Raw genomic sequence first — 23473 nt, forward strand, 5'->3', positions numbered from 1 at the left:
TTTTTAATCTTTCCGACCCGGTTACTTCGTGATGTTGTTCACGTTGTTCCCTGTCGATGGAGCGGCATTATAGGGAGTTCTCAGCAGGCCGCAAGGGCTAATTTTAAGAAAAAACACCGTTTGCTGCATTACACAGCAAACACACTGCTTATACCGTGTTTTGCACAGATTTATCCACAGAGCCGCAGGAATCTCAAATTTTGCGAGCGTCGCGCAATCGTTTTCGCTACAATTTCGCGCGTTAGTTTTCTGCTCTCTCTAAGCCAAGGATACAACCACCATGCAACAATCTCGTCCAATCCGCCGCGCCCTGCTCAGTGTTTCTGATAAAGCCGGTATCGTAGAATTCGCCCAGGCCCTGTCTTCGCGTGGCGTTGAATTACTTTCCACTGGCGGAACTGCCAGCCTGTTGGCGAAAGCTGGCCTGCCAGTCACTGAAGTGTCTGACTACACCGGCTTCCCGGAAATGATGGATGGACGCGTCAAAACCCTGCACCCGAAAGTTCACGGTGGCATTCTCGGCCGTCGCGGGAAAGATGATGAAATCATGGCGCAACATTCCATTGCGCCAATCGACATGGTGGTCGTTAACCTTTATCCGTTCGCACAAACTGTCGCGCGCCCGGACTGTTCCCTGGAAGATGCGGTAGAAAATATTGATATCGGTGGCCCGACCATGGTTCGCTCGGCAGCGAAGAACCATAAAGATGTGGCGATCGTGGTTAAGAGCAGTGACTACGCTTCTATTATAGAAGAGATGGATGCCCACAGCGGCTCGCTGACGCTGGCGACCCGTTTCAACCTGGCGATTAAAGCCTTCGAGCACACAGCCTCTTACGATGGCATGATCGCTAACTACTTTGGCACAATGGTACCGGCTTACCATGGTGATACTGAATCCGCATCTGGCCAGTTCCCGCGCACACTGAATCTCAGCTATATAAAGAAACAAGATATGCGTTATGGCGAGAACAGCCATCAGAACGCTGCCTTCTATATAGAAGAAAATGTCAGCGAGGCGTCTGTTGCCACCTCGACCCAGCTTCAGGGCAAAGCACTTTCCTATAACAACATTGCCGATACTGATGCGGCACTGGAATGCGTGAAAGAATTCGCGGAACCCGCCTGCGTCATCGTTAAGCATGCCAACCCTTGCGGTGTGGCTATCGGCGACAGCATTCTGGCTGCTTACGAGCGAGCCTATCAGACGGATCCGACGTCCGCTTTCGGCGGTATCATTGCCTTCAACCGTGAACTGGATGCTGAAACCGCGAAAGCCATCATCAGCCGTCAGTTTGTAGAAGTGATCATTGCGCCATCCGTGAGCGCCGAAGCGCTGGCGTTGACCGCTGCCAAACAAAACGTGCGTGTACTGACCTGCGGACAATGGCAGTCTCGCCACAAAGCACTCGACTTCAAGCGTGTCAACGGCGGCCTGCTGGTTCAGGATCGCGATTTGGGTATGGTTGAAGCGGCTGATCTGCGTGTGGTTTCAGAGCGCCAGCCGACGGAGCAGGAACTGACGGATGCGCTGTTCTGCTGGAAAGTCGCAAAATTCGTGAAATCCAACGCCATTGTGTATGCACGAGACAAAATGACGATCGGTATCGGTGCCGGCCAGATGAGCCGCGTTTACTCTGCCAAAATTGCCGGTATCAAAGCCGCCGATGAAGGTCTGGAAGTTGCCGGTTCCGTGATGGCTTCTGATGCCTTCTTCCCGTTCCGCGACGGTATTGATGCCGCCGCAGCCGTGGGGATTACCTGTGTTATCCAGCCCGGCGGTTCTATTCGTGATGATGAAGTGATTGCCGCCGCCAACGAACATGGCATTGCGATGCTGTTCACCGACATGCGCCACTTCCGTCATTAATTTTCTTTCAGCGGGTGCGATGCGCCCGCTCACCCGGAGTCCTCGAATGAATATTTTAATTATCGGTAACGGCGGGCGTGAACATGCACTGGCATGGAAGGCATCGCAGTCACCTCTGGCTGATAAAGTCTTTGTCGCGCCTGGCAACGCGGGCACCGCGCTGGAACCCTTGCTGGAAAACGTTGAAATTGCCGCCACTGACATCGCCGGTTTGCTGGCTTTCGCCAAAAGTAATGACATCGGCCTGACCATTGTTGGCCCTGAAGCTCCGCTGGTGATTGGCGTGGTTGATGCTTTCCGTGCAGCGGGCCTGAAGATTTTTGGACCGACACAGGAAGCCGCGCAGCTTGAAGGCTCTAAAGCGTTCACCAAGGATTTCCTGGCCCGCCATAACATTCCAAGCGCAGATTATCAGAACTTCACCGAGATCGAGCCGGCGCTGGCCTATCTGCGTAGCAAAGGCGCGCCGATTGTCATCAAAGCTGACGGTCTGGCGGCGGGCAAAGGTGTCATTGTGGCAATGACGCTGAAAGAAGCTGAAGATGCCGTTCACGACATGCTGGCGGGAAATGCGTTCGGCGATGCGGGCCATCGTATCGTTATTGAGGAATTCCTTGATGGCGAAGAAGCGAGTTTCATCGTCATGGTCGACGGCACCAATGTGCTGCCGATGGCGACCAGTCAGGATCACAAGCGCGTAGGTGACGGCGACAGCGGCCCGAATACCGGCGGTATGGGCGCGTATTCCCCGGCACCCGTGGTGACTGACGAAATCCATCAGCGCGTGATGGATCAGGTGATCTGGCCGACTGTGCGCGGGATGGCAGCGGAAAACAACACATACACTGGCTTCCTGTACGCGGGTCTGATGATCTCCGCCGATGGTCAGCCAAAAGTGATCGAATTCAACTGCCGTTTCGGCGATCCGGAAACTCAGCCGATCATGTTGCGTCTGCGTTCGGATCTTGTGGATCTTTGTCTGGCCGGTGCTGAAGGCCGTCTTGCAGATAAAACCTCCGAGTGGGATCCGCGTCCTTCACTGGGCGTGGTGCTGGCCGCCGGTGGCTATCCTGCTGATTATAAAAACGGTGACGTTATCCATGGTCTGCCGCTGGAAGAAGTGCCGGACGGGAAAGTGTTCCATGCGGGTACCCGTCTGCAGGATGAGCGGGTGGTGACGAATGGCGGACGCGTATTGTGTGTGACCGCATTGGGTAAAACCGTCGAAGCGGCTCAGGCCCGTGCGTATGATTTAGCGAAAGATATTCACTGGGATGGCAGCTTCTGTCGCAAAGACATCGGTTACCGTGCCATCGATCGCGAACGCAATCAGTAACCCTGCCTCACCTGACGATCAAAAAAGGCACGCTTCGGCGTGCCTTCTCTTTTGCGAAAACGGGATCAGAGATCAGACTCTTTCGGTTCCCATTTACAGAAGTCTTCATTGGCGACCAGCAACAGTTCATTGCCTTCCGGTGCCGTCAACCAGGCCAGGCCCAGATTATCGTTACTGCGGCTTGCGCGTTTCGCCAGCCAGACCTGAGAACGCACGGTCAGCTCCGGAGTAACCTGTTCGCCCGCGCAGGTGGTGATAATACCTTTATGCCAGCGGGCCTGAATCAACCGAACATTTCCCGCCTTCAACGCACTGCTCAAATCCAGGACTTTTGACGCTTCGTATTTATAGCGCTCAACGTCATCTGAGGACAATTTTTCGCGGCGCTCAGGCAGTTGTCGCTGCATAAAGCTGACATGGCCCTGCTCGTCAAAACGCAACATAACGCCCAAATCTGTTTTGGTCGCATGGGTTTCTTTGACCAGATGCAGTTGGCCCTGCTGGAATTCGTATCGGGTAATGATCGTATCGCCGCCGTAATAGGGGCTGTAGACGTTGAGGATCGTTTGAGGCTCGTTCTGTGCGCTGTCTTCGCGCCAGATCCGGTTGATGCCTTGATCGGCCACATAGCCGCTGGCAAAGAATAATTCGGAAGTGTTTTTAGAACTGCAACCCACCAGACCGAGCACCAGTAAACCTGCTACCAGTCTGGGGGTGATAAACTGAAGGGGCTTAAAGACCCCTTCGCTTATTCTTTTCACTGCAAGCAATTACTTAACAGCGTCTTTCAGAGCTTTACCAGAAACGAACGCAGGCACGTTTGCAGCTGCGATTTTGATTTCTTTACCAGTCTGTGGGTTACGACCAGTACGCTCGTTACGATGATTTACCTTGAAAGTCCCGAAACCAACCAATTGTACAGCATCACCTTCTTTCAGAGACTCGGTAATAGCAGACAGAGTAGATTCAAGAGCAACTTTGGCCTGTGCTTTGGAAAGATCAGCTTTGTCCGCAATTACATCAATCAGTTGAGTCTTGTTCATAAGTTATCCTTTACAGTGTGTTTATCGTTTGCAAAGCATCGAGTGCGACGGATATGCCGATTGACAGCACCCTCCTGCATACACGCACCGATAGCCACTTTTTTTACGCCCCCCAAATGTAGACCAGACAGGGTGCGGATGTGAAGCCTTAAGGCACGACAAATCAGGCGTTAAATCACGTTTTCTCGCCTTATTGCGCTAAATTTATGCCAATGTTACTGACAGCGGCTTCACGCAGGTCAGAACGTAACCCTTTTATTAATTCCAGGTCACGCTCCTCACAGTCAGCCAACAGGCGAAAAATCTCCCATTGGATGTCCCATTCTTCTTCAACAGCAGGAATGACCTTAAGTTCTTCATCGGTCATTTCTTTACCGGCCTGGGTCATTTCCAGCATCGCGACAGTACGAATTGACGTCTCGCTGACGGCAATCGCATGAGACAGCGTTTCGCCACTCAGGCGCGAATGAATCAGTTCGCCTAATGCAATACAGGCGTCGATGGCCGGATACACCCCATAGAGGTCGTAATCGTCGGAAGAAGGCACTGCTTCCTCCAGTTTTTCGAGCTGTGAGTCAAAATTGACCTTGGCGTCTTTTACCACCAGCGTTTCCCAGATTAAATCCAGAATACGGCGGTAAAGCTGTGCTTCGCCAAACCCGGTTTCCAGGCAAAATGCCTGATAGTTCGGGTACATGCGTTCACACAAGCTCGCCATAAACGTCACGTGTTGCCAGCTTTCCAGCTTTTCGAGACGTAAATGAATTGGATTACGTAACATGAGTTGATCTCGTTAACTTTTCTGCGCGGGAGTTTACCTGAAATAAATCAATATCCCTATTCCTTGATTCCTAAAGATCATCACTCAACCGTTGCCAGCGTTGAAACGCCGCCCGGTTTGATGCCACGGCATCAGCCCAACGGGTCGGTTCCGGCAGCCGATATTGCCGCATGCATTGTTCCACCCAATAAAGAGAGGAGTCCATGCTGATCCGATTACCAGGCGAGATGAACAATGGATTACAGCGTAGCTTGCTTCGCCACACCCAGCCAATCTGTTCATCGCCTTCATACAGCCCCTGTCTGCTGTGTAGCGCTTCACCTAACGGCAGGAACTGCCCGCATAAACGGCTTTTCGCCACACCAATGGTCGGCACGTGAATCATCAGGCCAAAATGACTGGCGACACCGAGGCGCCGCGGATGCGCGATCCCCTGCCCGTCAACCAGAACCAGATCAGGGTGCGATGAGATTTGCTGCCAGGCTTGTAAAAGTGCGGGAAGCTCACGGAAAGAAAGGAAACCAGGAATGTAGGGCATGACGGTCGGAATGCGGGCTATCTGATATTCGACCAGCTCCAAAGTTGGATAACTCAGAACAGCGACCGCCGCGCGGGTGACCTCACCGCCCTGCTCAAACCCGACATCCACACCGGCGATCAACGACGGTGTGGTGAATTCAGGCGGATCCTGCAGTTCAATCTGATCTGCAAGGATCCGTTGCTCTTCACGTAACGCGCGCGTGTCGATCATAACGCCATGTTACTCGTGATACTGGCGGGACAAGCTGTGTACCGCTTCCACAAAAGCGCCCGCATTTTCTGGCGGAACGTCCTGGTGGATACCGTGGCCAAGATTAAACACATGGCCATTACCTTTGCCGAAACCAGCCAGAATGGTTTCCACTTCCTGCTCAATCCGCACCGGTGAGGCGTAAAGCATGGAAGGATCCATGTTGCCCTGAATCGCCACTTTGTCGCCAACCCGACGGCGCGCTTGGGCAATATCGGTGGTCCAGTCCAGACCCAGCGCGTCACAACCCGTTGCCGCCATCGCTTCCAGCCACTGGCCTCCGCCTTTGGTAAACAAGGTCACCGGCACACGGCGGCCTTCGTTTTCACGGATCAGGCCATCGACGATTTTGTGCATGTAGTTAAGGGAGAACTCGCGGTAATCGCGAGGTGTCAGTACGCCGCCCCAGGTGTCAAAAATCATCACCGACTGCGCGCCCGCTTTAATCTGAGCATTAAGGTAAAGAATGACGCTGTCGGCCACTTTATCCAGCAACAGGTGCAAGGTAGACGGATCGGCGTACATCATTTTTTTGATTTTGGTAAAGGCTTTGCTGCTACCGCCTTCTATCATATAAGTCGCCAGCGTCCACGGGCTACCGGAGAAACCAATAAGCGGCACTTCACCTTTCAGGTTTTTACGGATGGTACGCACGGCGTTCATCACATAGCCCAGCTCCATTTCAGGATCCGGAACCGGCAGCTTTTCGACATCAGCACGATTGGTCAGTGGCGAAGAAAAACGCGGGCCTTCACCGGCTTCGAAATACAGCCCCAGCCCCATCGCATCAGGAATGGTCAGGATGTCGGAGAACAGGATCGCTGCATCCAGCGGATAGCGACGAAGCGGCTGTAAAGTCACCTCACAAGCCAGTTCGGCATTCTTACACAGCGACATAAAATCGCCGGCTTCAGCGCGGGTTTCTTTGTACTCCGGCAAATAACGGCCAGCCTGACGCATCATCCACACCGGTGTAATGTCCACAGGCTGACGTAACAAAGCACGCAGGTAACGGTCGTTTTTCAACTCATTCATTCTTGCTCTTTCCTTCAATATTCGGGCTGCCCGACAATCATCTGACGGCATTCTATCACGCAAAACTGACGCTAGACGTCGTCGTCTTCGCTTTCTGCGCGGCACTGCGCAACGGTATCTTCAATCAGACGCCGGGCAATCGTCCCCGGCGGCGGCAATTGCGGCAAGGCGTCAAAGCGGTACCAGCCCGCATTCAGCAACTCTTTCGGATCATGCACTATCTCGCCGCTGTCGTAATCAGCCATAAACGCCATCATCAGCGAATTGGGGAACGGCCACGGCTGGGAACTGACATAACGGACATTCTTCACGCGGATGTTGCTTTCTTCCATCACTTCGCGTGCCACGGTTTCTTCCAGCGTTTCGCCGACTTCTACGAACCCCGCCAGCACCGTGTGGATGCCATTACGATGACGGACATGCTGCGCCAGCAAAATCTCATCGCCCTTGCGGATCGCCACAATGATGCAGGGCGCAATTTGCGGGTAATAGCGCTCGCGGCAGTGTCCGCAGAGCGCAGCCCACTCAGTTTTGCTGACGTGCATTTCATGTCCGCAGTAACCACAAAACTGATGAGAACGGTAAAATTCTGACAGCTGCACACCACGGCCGACCAGCTGGAATAATCCGCGATCCTGATCCAGCAACTGACGGGCGGAAACCATATGGTTTGGCATCGCCTGACGAACCAGCCAGACCGGTTCGCCCTGCCATTCGCCAATCTGACGCGCTGTCTTACCGGTCAGAGAAAATTGTGCAGCGCTGCCAAACGGCAGTTCGCCCTCAGGCAGCCACAGCTTGCCTTCCTGACTGATGACCCACCAGCCGTTGTGTTGCTCAGTAATCTGTAATTCCATAATTGTTGTTGCATAACCTCGTCGGGACTGACAATCTGAGAGTGATCTTTACATATTAGTAACGTTTCTTTTCGGTTACTTTTTTTATTGCTCACGGAGTCAACCATGCTAAATCGTCTGGAAAGACTGACCCAACGCGTTGGTGGCAGTAATGAATTAGTCGATCAGTGGCTACACGCGCGTAAAGAATTGCTGGTTTCTTACTGCACACTGGTCGGCCTGAAACCCAATAAAGAAAAACATACACCTTTGAATGAAAAGGCGCTGGACAGTTTTTGCCATCACCTTGTCGACTATCTTTCTGCCGGGCATTTTCATCTTTATCCACGCATCATTGAAGAAGTCGATGGTGCCGACAGCCCGAAGAAAGTGAAGGCGGCAAAAATCTATCCTGCACTGGAACTGAATACTGAAGCTATCATGGCTTTCCATGACAGTTACACAGAAACTGATATTGATGATGACAATGCTTTCGCGTTTCATTATGCATTATCGGATATCGGTGAAGCGTTAGATGCCCGTTTTCAGCTGGAAGATCAATTAATTATCATGGCCTTCGAGCCGCCCGCGGAGGGTGCGTTACCTCCGGCGAATGAACCTGATCTCGCCAGACCGGCTTAACGTGTTACCACCCTAAGACCCTGCTCAGGGTTACAGTTTTACTTGTAGTTTAAAAAAACGCCTCCTATATTGAGGCTTCTTGTCGGAGTGCCTAGCGCATAATTTTCTGTTGAGAATTACGCCAGGCTGAGACCGTTAATTCGGGATCCGCGGAACCTGATCGGGTTAGTACCCGCGAAGGGAACAAGAGTAATGTTATGCGTTCAGCACAATCTGGCATCAGGCCGCCCGTGCTTCACCGCCCATTTTTACTCCTGCCGTAAACCTCCAGACAAGCAATTTTCCATCACGTTTTTTTGCGAGGAATTTGCTATGTCGAGTACCCAAAAACCCGTTACTTCAGAAAAGAAATCGTCAAACCGCCGTGAACAACGCGCGCAGGCTCAGTCATTTATCGACAGCCTGCAGGGCGAAGCCTTTCCAAACTCCCGCCGTATTTATCTGCACGCTGACCGCGACGATATCCGCGTGCCGATGCGTGAAATCCAGCTCAGCCCGACACTGGTCGGCGGCGGCAAAGACAATCCGCAGTTCGAAGATAACGAAGCAATCCCCGTCTATGACACCGCCGGGCCTTATGGTGATCCGTCGGCAGTGATTGATGTACACACCGGTCTGGAAAAATTACGCACCCGATGGATCAACGAGCGGGCGGACACGGAAGAACTTCCGCAGGTCAGTTCCGGCTTTACCCAGCAGCGTCTGGCGGATGAAGGTCTGGACCATCTCCGGTTCGAACACCTGCCACGCCCGCGCAAAGCGATGTCGGGTAAAAATGTCACGCAGTTGCATTACGCACGCAAAGGCATGATTACGCCTGAAATGGAATTCATCGCCATCCGCGAGAATATGGGGCGTGAGCGGATCCGCGGCGAGGTTTTGCGCCAGCAACATCCCGGCGAAAGTTTTGGTGCACATCTGCCCGCCAACATTACGGCGGAATTCGTGCGTCAGGAAGTCGCCGCCGGTCGCGCCATCATTCCTGCCAATATCAATCACCCCGAATCAGAGCCGATGATCATTGGCCGCAATTTTCTGGTGAAAGTGAATGCCAATATCGGCAACTCGGCGGTGACGTCATCCATTGAAGAAGAAGTTGAGAAACTGGTGTGGTCGACGCGCTGGGGCGCGGACACGGTAATGGATCTCTCCACCGGCCGCTATATTCATGAAACCCGTGAATGGATCCTGCGTAACAGCCCGGTGCCGATCGGTACAGTACCGATTTATCAGGCGCTGGAAAAAGTGAATGGCGTGGCCGAAGACCTGAACTGGGAAATGTTCCGCGATACGCTGCTGGAACAGGCAGAGCAAGGCGTCGATTACTTCACCATTCACGCCGGTGTGTTGCTGCGCTACGTACCGATGACCGCCAGACGCCTGACCGGCATTGTGTCGCGCGGCGGTTCAATCATGGCGAAATGGTGTCTTTCTCATCATCGCGAAAGTTTCCTGTATGAGCATTTCCGTGAAATTTGCGAAATCTGCGCCGCTTACGATGTCTCGCTGTCCCTGGGCGACGGCCTGCGTCCTGGCTCGATTCAGGATGCCAATGACGAAGCGCAGTTCGCCGAATTACGCACGCTCGGCGAACTGACTAAAATTGCCTGGGAATACGATGTTCAGGTGATGATCGAAGGGCCGGGGCATGTGCCGATGCAGATGATCCGCCGCAATATGACCGAAGAACTCGAGCATTGCCACGAAGCGCCGTTCTATACCCTCGGCCCGTTGACCACCGATATTGCGCCGGGTTACGACCATTTCACTTCCGGCATCGGTGCCGCGATGATTGGCTGGTTTGGCTGCGCCATGCTCTGTTATGTCACGCCAAAAGAGCATCTCGGCCTGCCGAACAAAGAAGACGTTAAGCAAGGTTTGATTACCTACAAAATCGCAGCCCATGCCGCCGATTTAGCCAAAGGCCATCCGGGGGCACAAATCCGCGATAACGCCATGTCAAAAGCGCGGTTCGAATTCCGCTGGGAAGACCAGTTTAATCTGGCTCTTGATCCGGCCACCGCCCGCGCCTACCACGATGAAACGCTGCCGCAGGAATCCGGCAAAGTCGCACACTTCTGTTCAATGTGTGGCCCGAAATTCTGTTCGATGAAAATTACTCAGGAAGTTCGCGATTACGCCGCCGCGCTGGAAGCCAAAGCCCAGCCAATAGAACTCGTTGAATCCGGTATGGCGCAGATGTCAGCTGAATTCCGTTCACGCGGCAGCGAGCTTTATCATCCTGCCACGGAGATCAACAAATGAATCAGTCATCGCAACCCTTCCCCGCCGTTCCTTTTCACCTCGGTTTATATCCGGTGGTTGATACGGTGGAATGGATCGCCCGCCTGCTGGAAGCGGGCGTTAAAACCTTACAACTGCGCGTGAAAGACTTACCCGATGGGGAAGCCGAACCGGCCATTATTGATGCCATCGCGCTGGGAGCGAAATATCAGGCGCGGTTATTCATCAACGATTACTGGCGTCTGGCGGTAAAACATCAGGCTTATGGCGTGCATCTGGGTCAGGAAGATCTGGATACTGCCGACCTTGAGGCAATCCGTCAGGCCGGTTTACGACTGGGCGTGTCCACCCACGACGATGATGAAATGGCGCGCGCTGTCGCCGTCAATCCTTCGTATATCGCCCTCGGCCATATCTTCCCGACGCAGACCAAAGATATGCCTTCGGCACCGCAGGGGCTGACAGAACTGGCCCGACACATTGAGCAACTCGACGGGAAATTCCCGACGGTGGCTATCGGTGGGATCAGCATTGAACGCGCGGCATCGGTTCTCGACTGCGGCGTCGGCAGCATTGCCGTCGTCAGCGCCATTACACAGGCAACGGACTGGCGCGCTGCCACCGCCGAACTGCTGGCTTTATGCGCCAGCAAGGGGCAGGAAAATGCTTAACGATGCGGCTTTTATGCGCTACAGCCGCCAGCTGATGCTGGAGGAATTTGGCCCGCAGGCGCAGGAAAAGTTACAGGCGGCGAAAGTGCTGATTGTCGGACTCGGCGGGCTGGGTTCTCCCGCCGCGTTATATCTGGCGGCGGCCGGCGTCGGCACGCTGGTTCTGGCCGATGACGATCAGCTGCATATCACCAATCTTCAGCGACAAATCCTCTATCGCACGGCAGACCTTGATCAGAACAAAGCGACGCTGGCAAAGCGCGAACTGCTGCGCCTCAACCCGTTGTGTGAAGCCGTAACCCTGACAGAACGGCTGGCAGGGGAAGCGTTAACCGGAGCCGTGTCGGGTGCCGATATTATTTTGGATTGCAGCGATAACATGGAAACCCGACATGCGATCAATAAAGCCTGCGTGGATGCGGGGAAAACCTTGATCAGCGGCAGCGCCGTCGGATTCAGTGGTCAGCTTCTGGTACTCGACGCTCCCTACGCACACGGTTGTTATGCCTGTCTGTATCCGGATCAGGAAACGGTGCAGCGCAACTGCCGCACATCGGGTGTGCTCGGGCCGGTCGTCGGCACCCTCGGCACACTTCAGGCGCTGGAAGCACTGAAAATTCTGGCCGGATTACCGTCGACACTGAGCGGAAAGTTGCGGCTGTTCGACGGCAAAACACAGAACTGGCGATCGTTGCAACTCACGCGTTCTCCAGCCTGTTCTGTTTGCGGAGGCCATCCGTGAACATTCTGGTTAATGACGAACCGCATCACGTCGCAGAGCCAATTACGCTGCATGCCCTGCTCAATCTGCTGGCGCTGAATCCGGCGGGCAGCGCACTGGCAGTCAATCAGGTCATTATCCCCCGTGATCACTGGGCTGCACATTGGCTGGAAGACGGTGATGAGATCCTGCTTTTTCAGGCGATAGCCGGAGGCTGACATGTTAAAAATTGCTGATACCACATTTACGTCGCACCTTTTTACCGGAACCGGGAAATTCGCCAGCCCTGCGCTGATGCAACAGGCGCTGGCGGCATCCGGTTCTCAACTGGTGACCATGGCGATGAAGCGCGTCGATCTGCGTCGCGGTGGTGATGACATTCTTTCCCCGCTGCAACAACTCGGCGTGCGGTTACTGCCCAATACATCGGGGGCAAAAACGGCGGAAGAAGCAGTGTTCGCCGCACAACTGGCAAGAGAAGCTTTGGGTACCCACTGGGTAAAACTGGAAATTCATCCGGATGTAAAATATCTGCTGCCCGATGCCGTCGAAACGCTGAAAGCCGCAGAGATACTGGTGAAACAGGGTTTTGTTGTTTTGCCGTATTGCAGCGCGGATCCGGTTTTGTGTAAGCGTCTTGAAGAAGCGGGTTGTGCCGCCGTTATGCCGCTGGGTGCGCCGATTGGCTCCAATCAGGGACTGCAAACCCGCGAGTTTCTGCAAATTATCATCGAACAGGCGCGCATTCCGGTGGTTGTTGATGCCGGTATTGGTGCGCCGAGTCAGGCTGCGGAGGCGCTGGAACTGGGTGCTGATGCCGTGCTGGTCAACACCGCGATTGCCGTCGCGGGCGATCCGGTCGCGATGGCCACCGCGTTCCGGCTGGCGGTTCAGGCCGGGGTTATCGCCCGCCAGAGCGGTTTGGGTGGCAGACAACGCCACGCCAGCGCGTCCAGTCCGCTGACCGGTTTCCTTAATACCTCGCAGGCGTTGTCATGAATAATTTTACGGATGTCTGGTCAACGCTGAACTGGGATGACATTTCCCTGCGCATCAATAGCAAAACATCCCGTGATGTGGAAAAGGCGCTCAGCCGCAACAAAATCAGTCGGGAAGATTTCATGGCACTGATTTCTCCGGCTGCGCTGCCTTATCTGGAACCGATGGCGCAGCGTGCGCAACAACTCACGCGCCAGCGGTTCGGCAACACGGTGAATTTCTTCGCACCGCTGTATTTATCCAATCTTTGCGCCAACGAATGTACCTATTGCGGCTTTTCGATGAGCAACAAAATTAAACGTAAAACGCTGGATGAGGATGAAATCAGGCGGGAGTGCGAAGCGCTGAATACGCTGGGCTTCAAACATCTGTTGCTGGTCACCGGCGAACACAAAGGAAAGGTCGGCATGGACTATTTTCGCCGTCACTTCCCGGCGATCAGACGTCATTTTGATTCGCTGATGATTGAGGTTCAGCCGCTGCAACAGGAAGAATATGCCGAGCTGAAAACATTGGGGCTGGATGGCGTGCTGGTTTATCAGGAAACCTATCATGCGCCGACGTATGCTTTGCATCATCTTCGCGGGCAGAAACAGGATTTCTTCTGGCGGCTCGAAACCCCGGACCGGCTCGGGCGTGCGGGAATCGATAAAATCGGGCTGGGTGCGCTGTTCGGCCTCTCAGGAAACTGGCGGACTGACAGTTATATGGTGGCCGAGCATTTGTTGTACCTACAACAAGCTTACTGGCAAAGCCGCTATTCGGTGGCGTTTCCGAGATTACGTCCCTGCACCGGCGGCATCGAACCGGCTTCCCTGCTGGAAGAAAATCAGCTGGTACAACTGATTTGCGCTTTCAGAATGCTGGCGCCGGATGTCGAGCTTTCACTGTCGACACGTGAATCGCCTTATTTTCGGGATCACGTTATTCCGCTGGCGATCAACACCGTCAGTGCCGGATCCAAAACACAGCCCGGCGGCTATGCCGATGATCATCCGGAACTGGAGCAATTTGCGCCGCACGACAACCGTTCGCCTCAACATGTGGCAAACGCGTTAACCCGCGCCGGGCTGCAACCGGTCTGGAAAGACTGGGACAGTTTTTTGGGGCGCGTCTCGCAGGAAAATGTCGCCGGATGGCAAACTGATAAACTCTCAGGAATGCAGATTCCATAAAGTGATTTTGCCCCTCGCGCCAGCACGCAGCGGGCATTACTGTGCTTTTGCCGCTGCACATTCGCAGATGGCCGGCGCCACGCATCCCGGTGCTGCTTCCAAATAGCCGGAACAGGTTATCGTCCAGTTCCCTGTTCCGGCTCCTCTTTCCAGATCGTTTCAACTCGCACACTTCAGGCAAAAAAAAACCGCTCCCGGAGGAGCGGTTCTATGCGTTTCGACAGAAGACGATTAATCGTCGCTGTTACCGAAACCTGCGTTCAGCAGTTCAGCCAGGTTAGCCGTTGCTTCATCCGCGCTGACTTGCGGTACAACTGGCACTTCGCCTTGTGCTTTACGGCGTGCACGATCCTGATGATAAGCGTAACCGGTACCGGCTGGGATCAGACGGCCAACGATAACGTTCTCTTTCAGGCCACGCAGTTCATCACGTTTACCGGCAACAGCCGCTTCGGTAAGAACACGCGTGGTTTCCTGGAACGACGCTGCAGAGATGAAGGATTCGGTCGCCAGGGATGCCTTGGTGATACCGAGCAGGTCACGGCTGAATGTTGCCGTGATTTTGCCTTCAGCTTCCAGCTTACGGTTAGCGATTTTAACGCGAGACATTTCTGCCTGCTCGCCTTCCAGGAAGTCAGTGCCACCAGCGCTAACGATGGTGCCTTTACGCAACATCTGACGAACGATAACTTCGATGTGCTTATCGTTAATCTTAACGCCTTGCAGACGGTAAACTTCCTGCACTTCGTTGGTGATGTAGCGGGTAACCGCGTGAACACCACGTAAACGCAAGATGTCGTGCGGAGACTCAGGGCCGTCGGATACGACGTCACCACGTTCCACAACTTCGCCTTCGAACACGTTCAGCTGACGCCATTTAGGGATCATTTCTTCGTAAGCATCGCTGCCATCTAACGGAGAAATTACCAGACGACGTTTGCCTTTGGTTTCTTTACCGAAGGAGATGATCCCGCTGATTTCAGCAAGGATTGCAGGCTCTTTCGGACGACGTGCTTCGAACAGGTCAGCAACGCGTGGCAGACCACCGGTGATGTCCTTGGTACCGCCGGATTCCTGAGGAATACGCGCCAGGGTGTCACCAGAGTGGATCTGAGTACCATCTTCCAGCTGAACAATCGCTTTACCTGGCAGGAAGTATTGAGCAGGCATATCAGTACCTGGAATCAATACGTCGTCGCCTTTTGCGTCAACGATTTTCAGTGCCGGACGCAGGTCTTTACCGCTACCGGTACGCTCTGCAGAGTCCAGAACAACCAGAGAAGACAAACCGGTCAGGTCGTCGGTCTGGCGTGTGATGGTCTGAGTATCCACCATATCGGCAAAGCGAATGAAACCACTCACTTCACTGATAACTGGCATGGTGTGCGGATCCCAGTTAGCAACGGTTTCGCCGCCGTTAACTGATGCGCCATCGCCTTTGCCCATCACGGAACCGTAAGGCACTTTATAGCTTTCTTTGGTACGACCGAATTCGTCGATCAATTTCAGCTCAGTGTTACGGGAAGTGATCACCAGTTTGCCGTTAGAGTTGCTAACGTGCTTGTGGTTGCTCAGTTTAATGGTACCAGTGTTCTTAACCTGGATGCTGGATTCCGCTGCCGCACGAGATGCCGCACCACCGATGTGGAACGTACGCATCGTCAGCTGGGTACCCGGCTCACCGATGGACTGTGCTGCAATAACACCGATCGCTTCACCTTTGTTGATGATGTGACCACGTGCCAGGTCGCGACCGTAGCAGTTTGCACACACACCAAAGTCGGTTTCGCAACTTACGACTGAACGTACTTTCACGCTGTCGACTGAGTTCTCTTCTAACAGATCACACGTCTTCTCGTGAAGCAGGGTGTTACGTGGAACCAGGATATCCGCCGTACCCGGCTTGAGGATATCTTCTGCAGTCACACGACCCAGTACACGCTCACGCAGTGGTTCTTTAACGTCGCCACCTTCGATGACCGGAGTCATCATGATGCCTTCGTGAGTCCCACAGTCGTCTTCGGTCACAACCAGATCCTGCGCGACGTCAACCAGACGACGGGTCAGATAACCGGAGTTAGCCGTTTTAAGTGCGGTATCCGCCAAACCTTTACGAGCACCGTGAGTAGAGATGAAGTACTGGAGTACGTTCAGACCTTCACGGAAGTTCGCGGTGATTGGCGTTTCAATGATGGAACCATCTGGTTTCGCCATCAGGCCACGCATACCGGCCAGCTGACGAATCTGTGCAGCAGAACCACGCGCACCGGAGTCGGCCATCATAAAGATACTGTTGAAGGAAACCTGCTGTTCAACAACACCGTCACGGTTGACGACGTCTTCAACAGACAAGTTTTCCATCATTGCCTTAGCAACACGTTCGTTAGCCGCAGCCCAGATGTCGATCACTTTGTTATAGCGTTCGCCAGCAGTGACCAGACCAGACTGGAACTGTTCCTGGATTTCAGCAACTTCGGTTTCTGCTTCTTCGATGATCTCTGCTTTCTTCGCAGGGATTACCATGTCATCGATACCTACTGACGCGCCTGAACGGGCTGCGTAAGCAAAACCGGTGTACATGATCTGGTCAGCAAAAATAACGGTCGGCTTCAGGCCCAAAATGCGGTAACAGGTGTTCAGCATTTTGGAGATAGCTTTTTTGCCCAGAGGCTGGTTGACGATAGAGAACGGCAGACCTTTAGGTACGATCATCCAAAGGATGGCGCGACCAACAGTCGTGTCGATAATCGACGTCTTGTGCGTAACTTCGCCTTCGGTATTTTTGATCTCTTCTGTAATACGCACTTTGACACGCGCATGCAGAGAGGCCAAACCGGCGCGGTAAATACGCTCAGCTTCTTTAGGACCGGTCAGAACCATGCCTTCGCCTTTGGCGTTAACACAGTCACGGGTCATGTAGTACAGACCCAATACAACGTCCTGAGAAGGAACGATGATTGGCTCGCCGTTCGCAGGTGACAGGATGTTGTTGGTAGACATCATCAACGCACGCGCTTCCAGCTGGGCTTCCAGCGTCAACGGTACGTGAACAGCCATCTGGTCACCATCGAAGTCGGCGTTATATGCCGCACAAACCAGCGGGTGCAGCTGGATTGCTTTACCTTCGATCAGAACCGGTTCAAACGCCTGGATACCCAAACGGTGCAGGGTTGGTGCACGGTTCAGCAGTACCGGGTGTTCGCGGATAACTTCGTCCAGGATGTCCCAAACGACAGCTTCTTCGCGCTCAACCATTTTCTTCGCGGCTTTGATGGTGGTGGCCAGGCCACGCAGTTCCAGCTTGCCGTAGATGAACGGTTTGAACAGTTCCAGTGCCATTTTCTTCGGCAGACCACACTGGTGCAGACGCAGGTATGGACCTACGGTGATAACGGAACGACCAGAGTAGTCGACACGTTTACCCAGCAAGTTCTGACGGAAACGACCCTGTTTACCTTTAATCATGTCTGCCAGAGATTTCAGCGGACGCTTGTTAGAGCCGGTGATAGCACGACCGCGACGGCCGTTATCCAGCAAAGCATCTACCGCTTCTTGCAGCATACGTTTTTCGTTACGTACGATGATGTCTGGCGCAGCCAGATCCAGCAGGCGTTTCAGACGGTTGTTACGGTTGATCACGCGACGATACAGATCGTTCAGATCCGACGTTGCGAAACGGCCGCCGTCCAACGGAACCAATGGACGCAAGTCTGGTGGCAGTACCGGCAGCACAGTCAGGATCATCCACTCTGGTTTGTTACCAGACTGAACGAACGCTTCCAGCAGCTTGATACGCTTGGTCAGCTTCTTACGTTTGGTTTCGGAGTTGGTTTCGTTCAACTCTTCACGCAGTTGCTCGCACTCTGCTTCCAGATCCATGTTTTTCAACAGGGCCTGAATAGCTTCCGCACCCATCTTCGCGTCGAACTCATCACCAAACTCTTCCAACGCATCCAGATACTGCTCTTCAGTCAGGATCTGGCGTTTTTCGAGGTTAGTCATGCCGCCTTCGATAACCACATAGGATTCGAAGTACAGAACACGTTCGATATCACGCAGTGGCATATCCAGCAGCAAACCGATGCGCGATGGCAGCGATTTCAGGAACCAGATGTGTGCAGTCGGGGAAGCCAGTTCGATGTGGCCCATACGCTCACGGCGTACTTTAGTCTGGGTCACTTCAACGCCGCACTTCTCGCAGATCACGCCGCGATGTTTTAAACGCTTGTACTTACCGCACAGGCATTCGTAGTCTTTTACTGGTCCGAAGATACGGGCACAGAAAAGGCCGTCACGTTCTGGTTTGAACGTACGGTAGTTAATGGTTTCTGGCTTCTTAACTTCACCAAAAGACCAAGAACGGATCATGTCTGGCGATGCCAGAGCAATTTTGATCGCATCAAACTCTTCGGTCTTAGTTTGCGCTTTCAGAAACTTTAGTAAGTCTTTCACGGATTGGCTCCCGTCGGGTTAGACCTGTTAGGCACCTGGTCTGTATTGATTAACAGGCAGGTGCCCCTGTGATCAGTGCGAATTCGAGTACTTACTCGTCTTCCAGCTCGATGTTGATACCCAGAGAACGGATTTCTTTCAACAGTACGTTGAAGGATTCCGGCATGCCTGGTTCCATACGATGATCGCCATCTACGATGTTTTTATACATCTTAGTACGGCCGTTCACGTCATCGGACTTAACAGTCAGCATTTCCTGCAGGGTATACGCGGCACCGTATGCTTCCAGTGCCCACACTTCCATCTCACCGAAGCGCTGACCACCGAACTGAGCTTTACCACCCAGCGGCTGCTGAGTAACAAGGCTGTAAGAACCGGTAGAACGCGCGTGCATCTTATCGTCAACAAGGTGGTTCAGTTTCAGCATGTACATGTAGCCGACGGTAACCTGACGCTCGAATTGCTCGCCGGTACGGCCGTCAAACAGTGTGATCTGGCCAGAGGTTGGGATTCCGCCCATTTCAAGCAGTTGCTTGATCTCTGACTCTTTCGCACCGTCGAAGACTGGTGTTGCGATTGGCATACCTTTTTTCAGGTTCTCAGCCAGACGCAATACTTCGTCATCGGTGAAGGTGGTCAGATCAACTTTCTGACAAACGTCGTCGCCCAGATCATAGGCACGCTGGATGAACTCGCGCAGCTTAGAAACTTCTTCCTGTTTCTTCAGCATGGCATTGATTTTTTCACCAATACCTTTCGCGGCCATACCCAGGTGGGTTTCCAAAATCTGACCAATGTTCATACGTGATGGAACGCCCAGCGGGTTCAGCACGATATCAACAGGTGTCCCGTTTTCATCGTAAGGCATATCTTCGATCGGGTTGATCTTGGAGATAACACCTTTGTTACCGTGGCGACCTGCCATCTTGTCACCAGGCTGGATTTGACGTTTAACGGCCAAATACACTTTAACGATTTTCAGCACGCCCGGTGCCAGATCATCGCCCTGAGTGATTTTACGACGTTTAGCTTCGAGTTTTTTCTCAAACTCGGATTTCAGTTCGTCGTACTGTTCAGCAAGCTGTTCCAACTGATTCTGTTTGTCTTCGTCAGTCAGTGACAGTTCTAACCAACGATCGCGAGGCAATTTGCCCAGCTTGTCAGCTTCAACACCGCCAGCAACCAGCGCAGACTGGATACGTGCAAACAGACCGGCTTCCAGGATCTGCAGCTCTTCAGTCAGGTCTTTCTTAGCCTGCTTCAGCTGCATCTCTTCGATTTCCAACGCACGCTTGTCTTTTTCCACGCCATCGCGGGTGAAGACTTGCACGTCGATAACCGTACCGGAAACGCCGTTTGGTACACGCAGAGAAGAGTCTTTAACATCAGACGCTTTCTCACCGAAGATCGCACGCAGCAGTTTCTCTTCTGGCGTCAGCTGGGTTTCACCTTTAGGCGTTACCTTACCAACCAGAATGTCACCACCGGTCACTTCAGCACCGATATAAACGATACCGGATTCATCCAGTTTGGAGAGCGCAGCTTCACCCACGTTAGGGATGTCAGCGGTGATCTCTTCAGGCCCTAACTTGGTGTCACGGGACACACATGCCAGTTCCTGGATATGGATGGTGGTGAAGCGGTCTTCCTGCACAACACGTTCGGAGACCAAGATGGAGTCTTCGAAGTTGTAACCGTTCCAAGGCATGAACGCGACACGCATGTTCTGACCCAGAGCCAGTTCGCCCAGATCTGTTGACGGACCATCTGCCAGCACGTCGCCGCGCTCGATAGGTTCGCCCAGATTCACACACGGCATCTGGTTGATGCAGGTGTTCTGGTTAGAACGGGTGTATTTGGTCAGGTTATAAATGTCGATACCTGCTTCGCCCGGGTACATCTCTTCTTCGTTAACACGAATAACGATACGGGATGCATCCACGTACTGAACAATACCGCCACGTTTGGCTACGGCAGTAACACCGGAGTCAACCGCTACAGCACGTTCCATACCAGTACCAACCAGCGGCTTATCAGCGCGCAGGGTCGGAACTGCCTGACGTTGCATGTTCGCACCCATCAATGCACGGTTGGCGTCATCGTGTTCCAGGAATGGAATCAGTGAAGCACCAACGGATACAACCTGCTGGGTGGAAACGTCCATGTAGTCAACCTGATCGCGGCTAAACAGGCTTGATTCGCCTTTGCTACGACAAGTGACCAGGTCTTCAATGAAGCGCCCTTCTTCGTCCAGGTTGGAGTTCGCCTGAGCGATAACGAAGTTGCCTTCTTCAATGGCAGACAGATAGTTGATTTCATCAGTCACCAGACCATCACGTACGCGACGGTAAGGGGTTTCCAGGAAACCGTACTCATTGGTCTGTGCATAAACAGACAAGGAGTTGATCAGACCGATGTTTGGACCTTCTGGCGTTTCGATTGGACATACGCGACCGTAGTGAGTCGGGTGTACGTCTCGAACTTCAAAGCCAGCACGTTCACGGGTCAAACCGCCCGGGCCCAATGCAGAGATACGACGTTTGTGCGTAATCTCAGACAACGGGTTGTTCTGGTCCATAAATTGTGACAGCTGGCTTGAACCGAAGAATTCTTTCACCGCAGCCGAAATCGGCTTAGCGTTGATCATATCCTGAGGCATCAATGTGTCGAGGTCGCCCAGAGAGAGACGCTCTTTAACCGCACGCTCAACACGAACCAGACCAACACGGAATTGGTTTTCAGCCATTTCGCCAACAGAACGAATACGACGGTTGCCCAAGTGGTCGATATCATCCACTTCGCCCTGGCCGTTACGAATGCCGATCAGCTTTTTCATCACCTGAATGATGTCGTCTTTGCTCAGGATACCTGAACCTTCGATTTCATCACGCAGCAGAGAACGGTTGAACTTCATACGACCTACAGCAGAGAGGTCGTAACGATCTTCAGAGAAGAACAGGTTCTCGAACAGGCTTTCAGCCGCTTCACGCGTTGGTGGCTCACCAGGACGCATCATTCGGTAGATCTCAACCAGTGCGCTCAGGCGATCGCTGGTTGGGTCGACGCGAATGGTCTCGGACATGTACGCGCCATGATCGAGGTCGTTGGTGAACAGCGTTTCAATGGTTTTGTGACCGGACTGGCTCAGTTTCGCCAGCAGATCCAGAGACAATTCCATGTTAGCCGGGACGATCAGCTCACCGGTATTGGTGTCGATGTAGTCTTTAGAGACCACTTTCCCTGCGATGTACTCAACAGGAACTTCGATGCGCTGAATTTCGTCTTTTTCAAGCTGACGAATATGACGGGCAGTGATGCGGCGGCCTTTTTCTACATAGACTTTGCCGTCAGCTTCAATATCAAAGGAAGCTGTTTCACCGCGCAGGCGCTCAGGTACCAGTTCCATCTGCAACTTGTTGTCGCGGATCTGGTAAGTCACCTTGTCAAAGAACAGGTCAAGGATCTGTTCAGTCGTGTAATTTAATGCACGCAGAATGATGGTCGCAGGCAATTTACGGCGACGGTCAATACGTACAAACAGGTTGTCTTTCGGGTCAAACTCGAAATCCAACCATGAACCGCGGTAAGGGATGATACGTGCGTTATAAAGCACTTTACCCGAGGAGTGGGTTTTACCCTTATCGCTGTCGAAGAATACGCCCGGACTACGGTGCAGCTGAGATACGATAACCCTCTCAGTACCGTTAATCACAAAGGTACCATTTTCGGTCATGAGCGGAATTTCGCCCATATAGACTTCTTGTTCCTTGATGTCTTTGACCGTACCTTCTGGTGCTTCGCGCTCGTAGATTACCAGACGCAGTTTCACGCGCAGTGGCGCGGAGAACGTCACACCACGGATCTGGCATTCTTTAACGTCGAATACAGGCTCACCAAGACGGTAGCTAACGTATTGCAGCTCAGAGTTACCGCTGTAGCTCTTGATAGGGAATACAGAACGGAATGCAGCTTCCAGACCGTACTGGCCTTCCGGATCTTGCTCGATAAACTTCTGGAACGAGTCAAGCTGGATAGAAAGGAGATATGGAATGTCCAGAACTTGTGGACGTTTACCAAAATCCTTACGAATGCGTTTTTTCTCGGTATAGGAGTAAACCATAGGGTTCCTCAGCTCGCTGATCAGTGACCCAATCTTGTCTGCCCTGAGAAGGACAGTTCATGCAACACCGTTTATGTCGACCGGAAAGCAGGAACGCTTTCCGCAATATCTGTTTTCTACCACTCTTAAATCATTTCGTTGTGCGTTATCTGTAGATGAGCTACAGCAAGAGGCAACAATATATTAAGGCGTCTATAGAAAGAGATATTAGAGTAGTTCAGTGCTCAAACAGTGTGAAACACCACTGACACTCTATAGCGCAAAAAGGCTGGTGACTAAAAAGTCACCAGCCATCAGTCTGTTAGGACAGACTGCACTCCGGGAAGTTAAACTTACTTAACTTCAACAGAAGCACCAGCTTCTTCCAGAGATTTTTTCAGAGCTTCAGCGTCGTCTTTGCTGATGCCTTCTTTCAGAGCTGCTGGAGCAGACTCAACCAGGTCTTTAGCTTCTTTCAGACCCAGGCCAGTCGCGGTGCGAACAGCTTTGATAACTGCAACTTTGTTCGCGCCAACAGCGGCCAGAACAACGTCGAACTCAGTTTTTTCTTCAACAGCTTCAGCAGCAGCAGCAGGACCTGCAACAGCAGCAGCAGCAGAAACGCCGAATTTCTCTTCCATAGCGGAGATCAGTTCAACGATTTCCATTACAGACAGAGCTGCAACGCCTTCAATGATTTGTTCTTTAGTGATTGACATTTCAAGTGTTCCTAGAATTCAGAAATAGTGTATACGTAAGCAAATGAACGAGATAAAAAA

Annotated in this window: 18 protein-coding genes and 1 riboswitch; of the genes, 9 read left to right on the plus strand and 9 right to left on the minus strand. The window is 52.8% G+C overall.

What is annotated here, in order from left to right; translation table 11 throughout:
- The first annotated feature begins 280 nt into the window (after positions 1-280).
- Positions 281-1870 (plus strand): bifunctional phosphoribosylaminoimidazolecarboxamide formyltransferase/IMP cyclohydrolase, encoded by a 1590-nt coding sequence (gene purH / locus EDF78_RS24955; RefSeq protein ID WP_095924299.1) that lies wholly within the window; start codon positions 281-283, stop codon positions 1868-1870.
- A 46-nt stretch (positions 1871-1916) separates the two neighbouring features.
- Positions 1917-3206: a phosphoribosylamine--glycine ligase gene (gene purD, locus EDF78_RS24960; RefSeq protein WP_095924298.1), complete on the plus strand. Its 1290-nt coding sequence runs from the start codon at positions 1917-1919 to the stop codon at positions 3204-3206.
- A gap of 65 nt (positions 3207-3271) precedes the next feature.
- Here the strand turns inward: purD and EDF78_RS24965 are convergent, their stop codons facing one another.
- The 6 genes from EDF78_RS24965 to nudC all read right to left on the minus strand — a co-directional run bounded on the left by EDF78_RS24965 (position 3272) and on the right by nudC (position 7712).
- Entirely contained in the window at positions 3272-3958 is a 687-nt protein-coding gene (locus tag EDF78_RS24965) for a DUF1481 domain-containing protein (protein ID WP_233432924.1), read from the minus strand.
- An 18-nt stretch (positions 3959-3976) separates the two neighbouring features.
- On the minus strand, positions 3977-4249 hold the full coding sequence (gene hupA / locus EDF78_RS24970; protein ID WP_013577396.1) for a nucleoid-associated protein HU-alpha: 273 nt from the start codon (positions 4247-4249) through the stop codon (positions 3977-3979).
- Positions 4250-4439: 190 nt separating this feature from the next.
- On the minus strand, positions 4440-5030 hold the full coding sequence (locus EDF78_RS24975) for a YjaG family protein (protein ID WP_095924297.1): 591 nt from the start codon (positions 5028-5030) through the stop codon (positions 4440-4442).
- 70 nt (positions 5031-5100) lie between these two features.
- Positions 5101-5781, minus strand: a complete 681-nt coding sequence (nfi, locus tag EDF78_RS24980) for a deoxyribonuclease V (RefSeq protein ID WP_133824164.1) — start codon at positions 5779-5781, stop codon at positions 5101-5103.
- A gap of 9 nt (positions 5782-5790) precedes the next feature.
- Positions 5791-6855: a uroporphyrinogen decarboxylase gene (hemE, locus tag EDF78_RS24985; protein WP_133824165.1), complete on the minus strand. Its 1065-nt coding sequence runs from the start codon at positions 6853-6855 to the stop codon at positions 5791-5793.
- Between the two features lie 71 nt (positions 6856-6926).
- Positions 6927-7712, minus strand: a complete 786-nt coding sequence (gene nudC, locus EDF78_RS24990; protein ID WP_119823099.1) for an NAD(+) diphosphatase — start codon at positions 7710-7712, stop codon at positions 6927-6929.
- A gap of 105 nt (positions 7713-7817) precedes the next feature.
- Between nudC and rsd the strand changes: the two genes are divergently transcribed.
- The 7 genes from rsd (at position 7818) to thiH (ending at position 14143) form a co-directional block, all read left to right on the plus strand.
- On the plus strand, positions 7818-8333 hold the full coding sequence (rsd, locus tag EDF78_RS24995; protein WP_095924293.1) for a sigma D regulator: 516 nt from the start codon (positions 7818-7820) through the stop codon (positions 8331-8333).
- Positions 8334-8406: 73 nt separating this feature from the next.
- A riboswitch (TPP riboswitch) is annotated at positions 8407-8533 on the plus strand.
- Between the two features lie 112 nt (positions 8534-8645).
- On the plus strand, positions 8646-10598 hold the full coding sequence (thiC, locus tag EDF78_RS25000; RefSeq protein ID WP_133824166.1) for a phosphomethylpyrimidine synthase ThiC: 1953 nt from the start codon (positions 8646-8648) through the stop codon (positions 10596-10598).
- A complete protein-coding gene (thiE, locus tag EDF78_RS25005; protein ID WP_133824167.1) occupies positions 10595-11248 on the plus strand; it encodes a thiamine phosphate synthase in 654 nt (217 codons plus the stop codon). Before thiC ends, thiE begins: the two co-directional genes overlap by 4 nt.
- Positions 11241-11990 (plus strand): HesA/MoeB/ThiF family protein, encoded by a 750-nt coding sequence (locus tag EDF78_RS25010; protein WP_133824168.1) that lies wholly within the window; start codon positions 11241-11243, stop codon positions 11988-11990. Before thiE ends, EDF78_RS25010 begins: the two co-directional genes overlap by 8 nt.
- Complete coding sequence (gene thiS / locus EDF78_RS25015) at positions 11987-12187, plus strand: sulfur carrier protein ThiS (protein ID WP_119823105.1); 201 nt, start codon at positions 11987-11989, stop codon at positions 12185-12187. Before EDF78_RS25010 ends, thiS begins: the two co-directional genes overlap by 4 nt.
- Before the next feature lies 1 nt (position 12188).
- Complete coding sequence (locus EDF78_RS25020; RefSeq protein ID WP_095924288.1) at positions 12189-12968, plus strand: thiazole synthase; 780 nt, start codon at positions 12189-12191, stop codon at positions 12966-12968.
- Positions 12965-14143, plus strand: coding sequence for a 2-iminoacetate synthase ThiH (gene thiH, locus EDF78_RS25025; protein WP_119823108.1), 1179 nt, complete (start codon positions 12965-12967; stop codon positions 14141-14143). The genes EDF78_RS25020 and thiH overlap by 4 nt, the downstream gene beginning before the upstream one ends.
- A 231-nt stretch (positions 14144-14374) precedes the next feature.
- On the opposite strand, the gene rpoC is transcribed toward thiH, so the two are convergent.
- From rpoC to rplL, 3 genes are all read right to left on the minus strand, one after another.
- Complete coding sequence (gene rpoC, locus EDF78_RS25030; protein ID WP_095924286.1) at positions 14375-18595, minus strand: DNA-directed RNA polymerase subunit beta'; 4221 nt, start codon at positions 18593-18595, stop codon at positions 14375-14377.
- Between the two features lie 91 nt (positions 18596-18686).
- Positions 18687-22715, minus strand: coding sequence for a DNA-directed RNA polymerase subunit beta (gene rpoB, locus EDF78_RS25035; RefSeq protein ID WP_095924285.1), 4029 nt, complete (start codon positions 22713-22715; stop codon positions 18687-18689).
- 332 nt (positions 22716-23047) lie between these two features.
- Complete coding sequence (gene rplL / locus EDF78_RS25040; RefSeq protein WP_013577410.1) at positions 23048-23413, minus strand: 50S ribosomal protein L7/L12; 366 nt, start codon at positions 23411-23413, stop codon at positions 23048-23050.
- Positions 23414-23473 lie beyond the last annotated feature (60 nt).

This window comes from Rahnella sp. BIGb0236 (assembly GCF_004364755.1).
GTDB classification, from domain to species: Bacteria; Pseudomonadota; Gammaproteobacteria; order Enterobacterales; family Enterobacteriaceae; genus Rahnella; species Rahnella victoriana.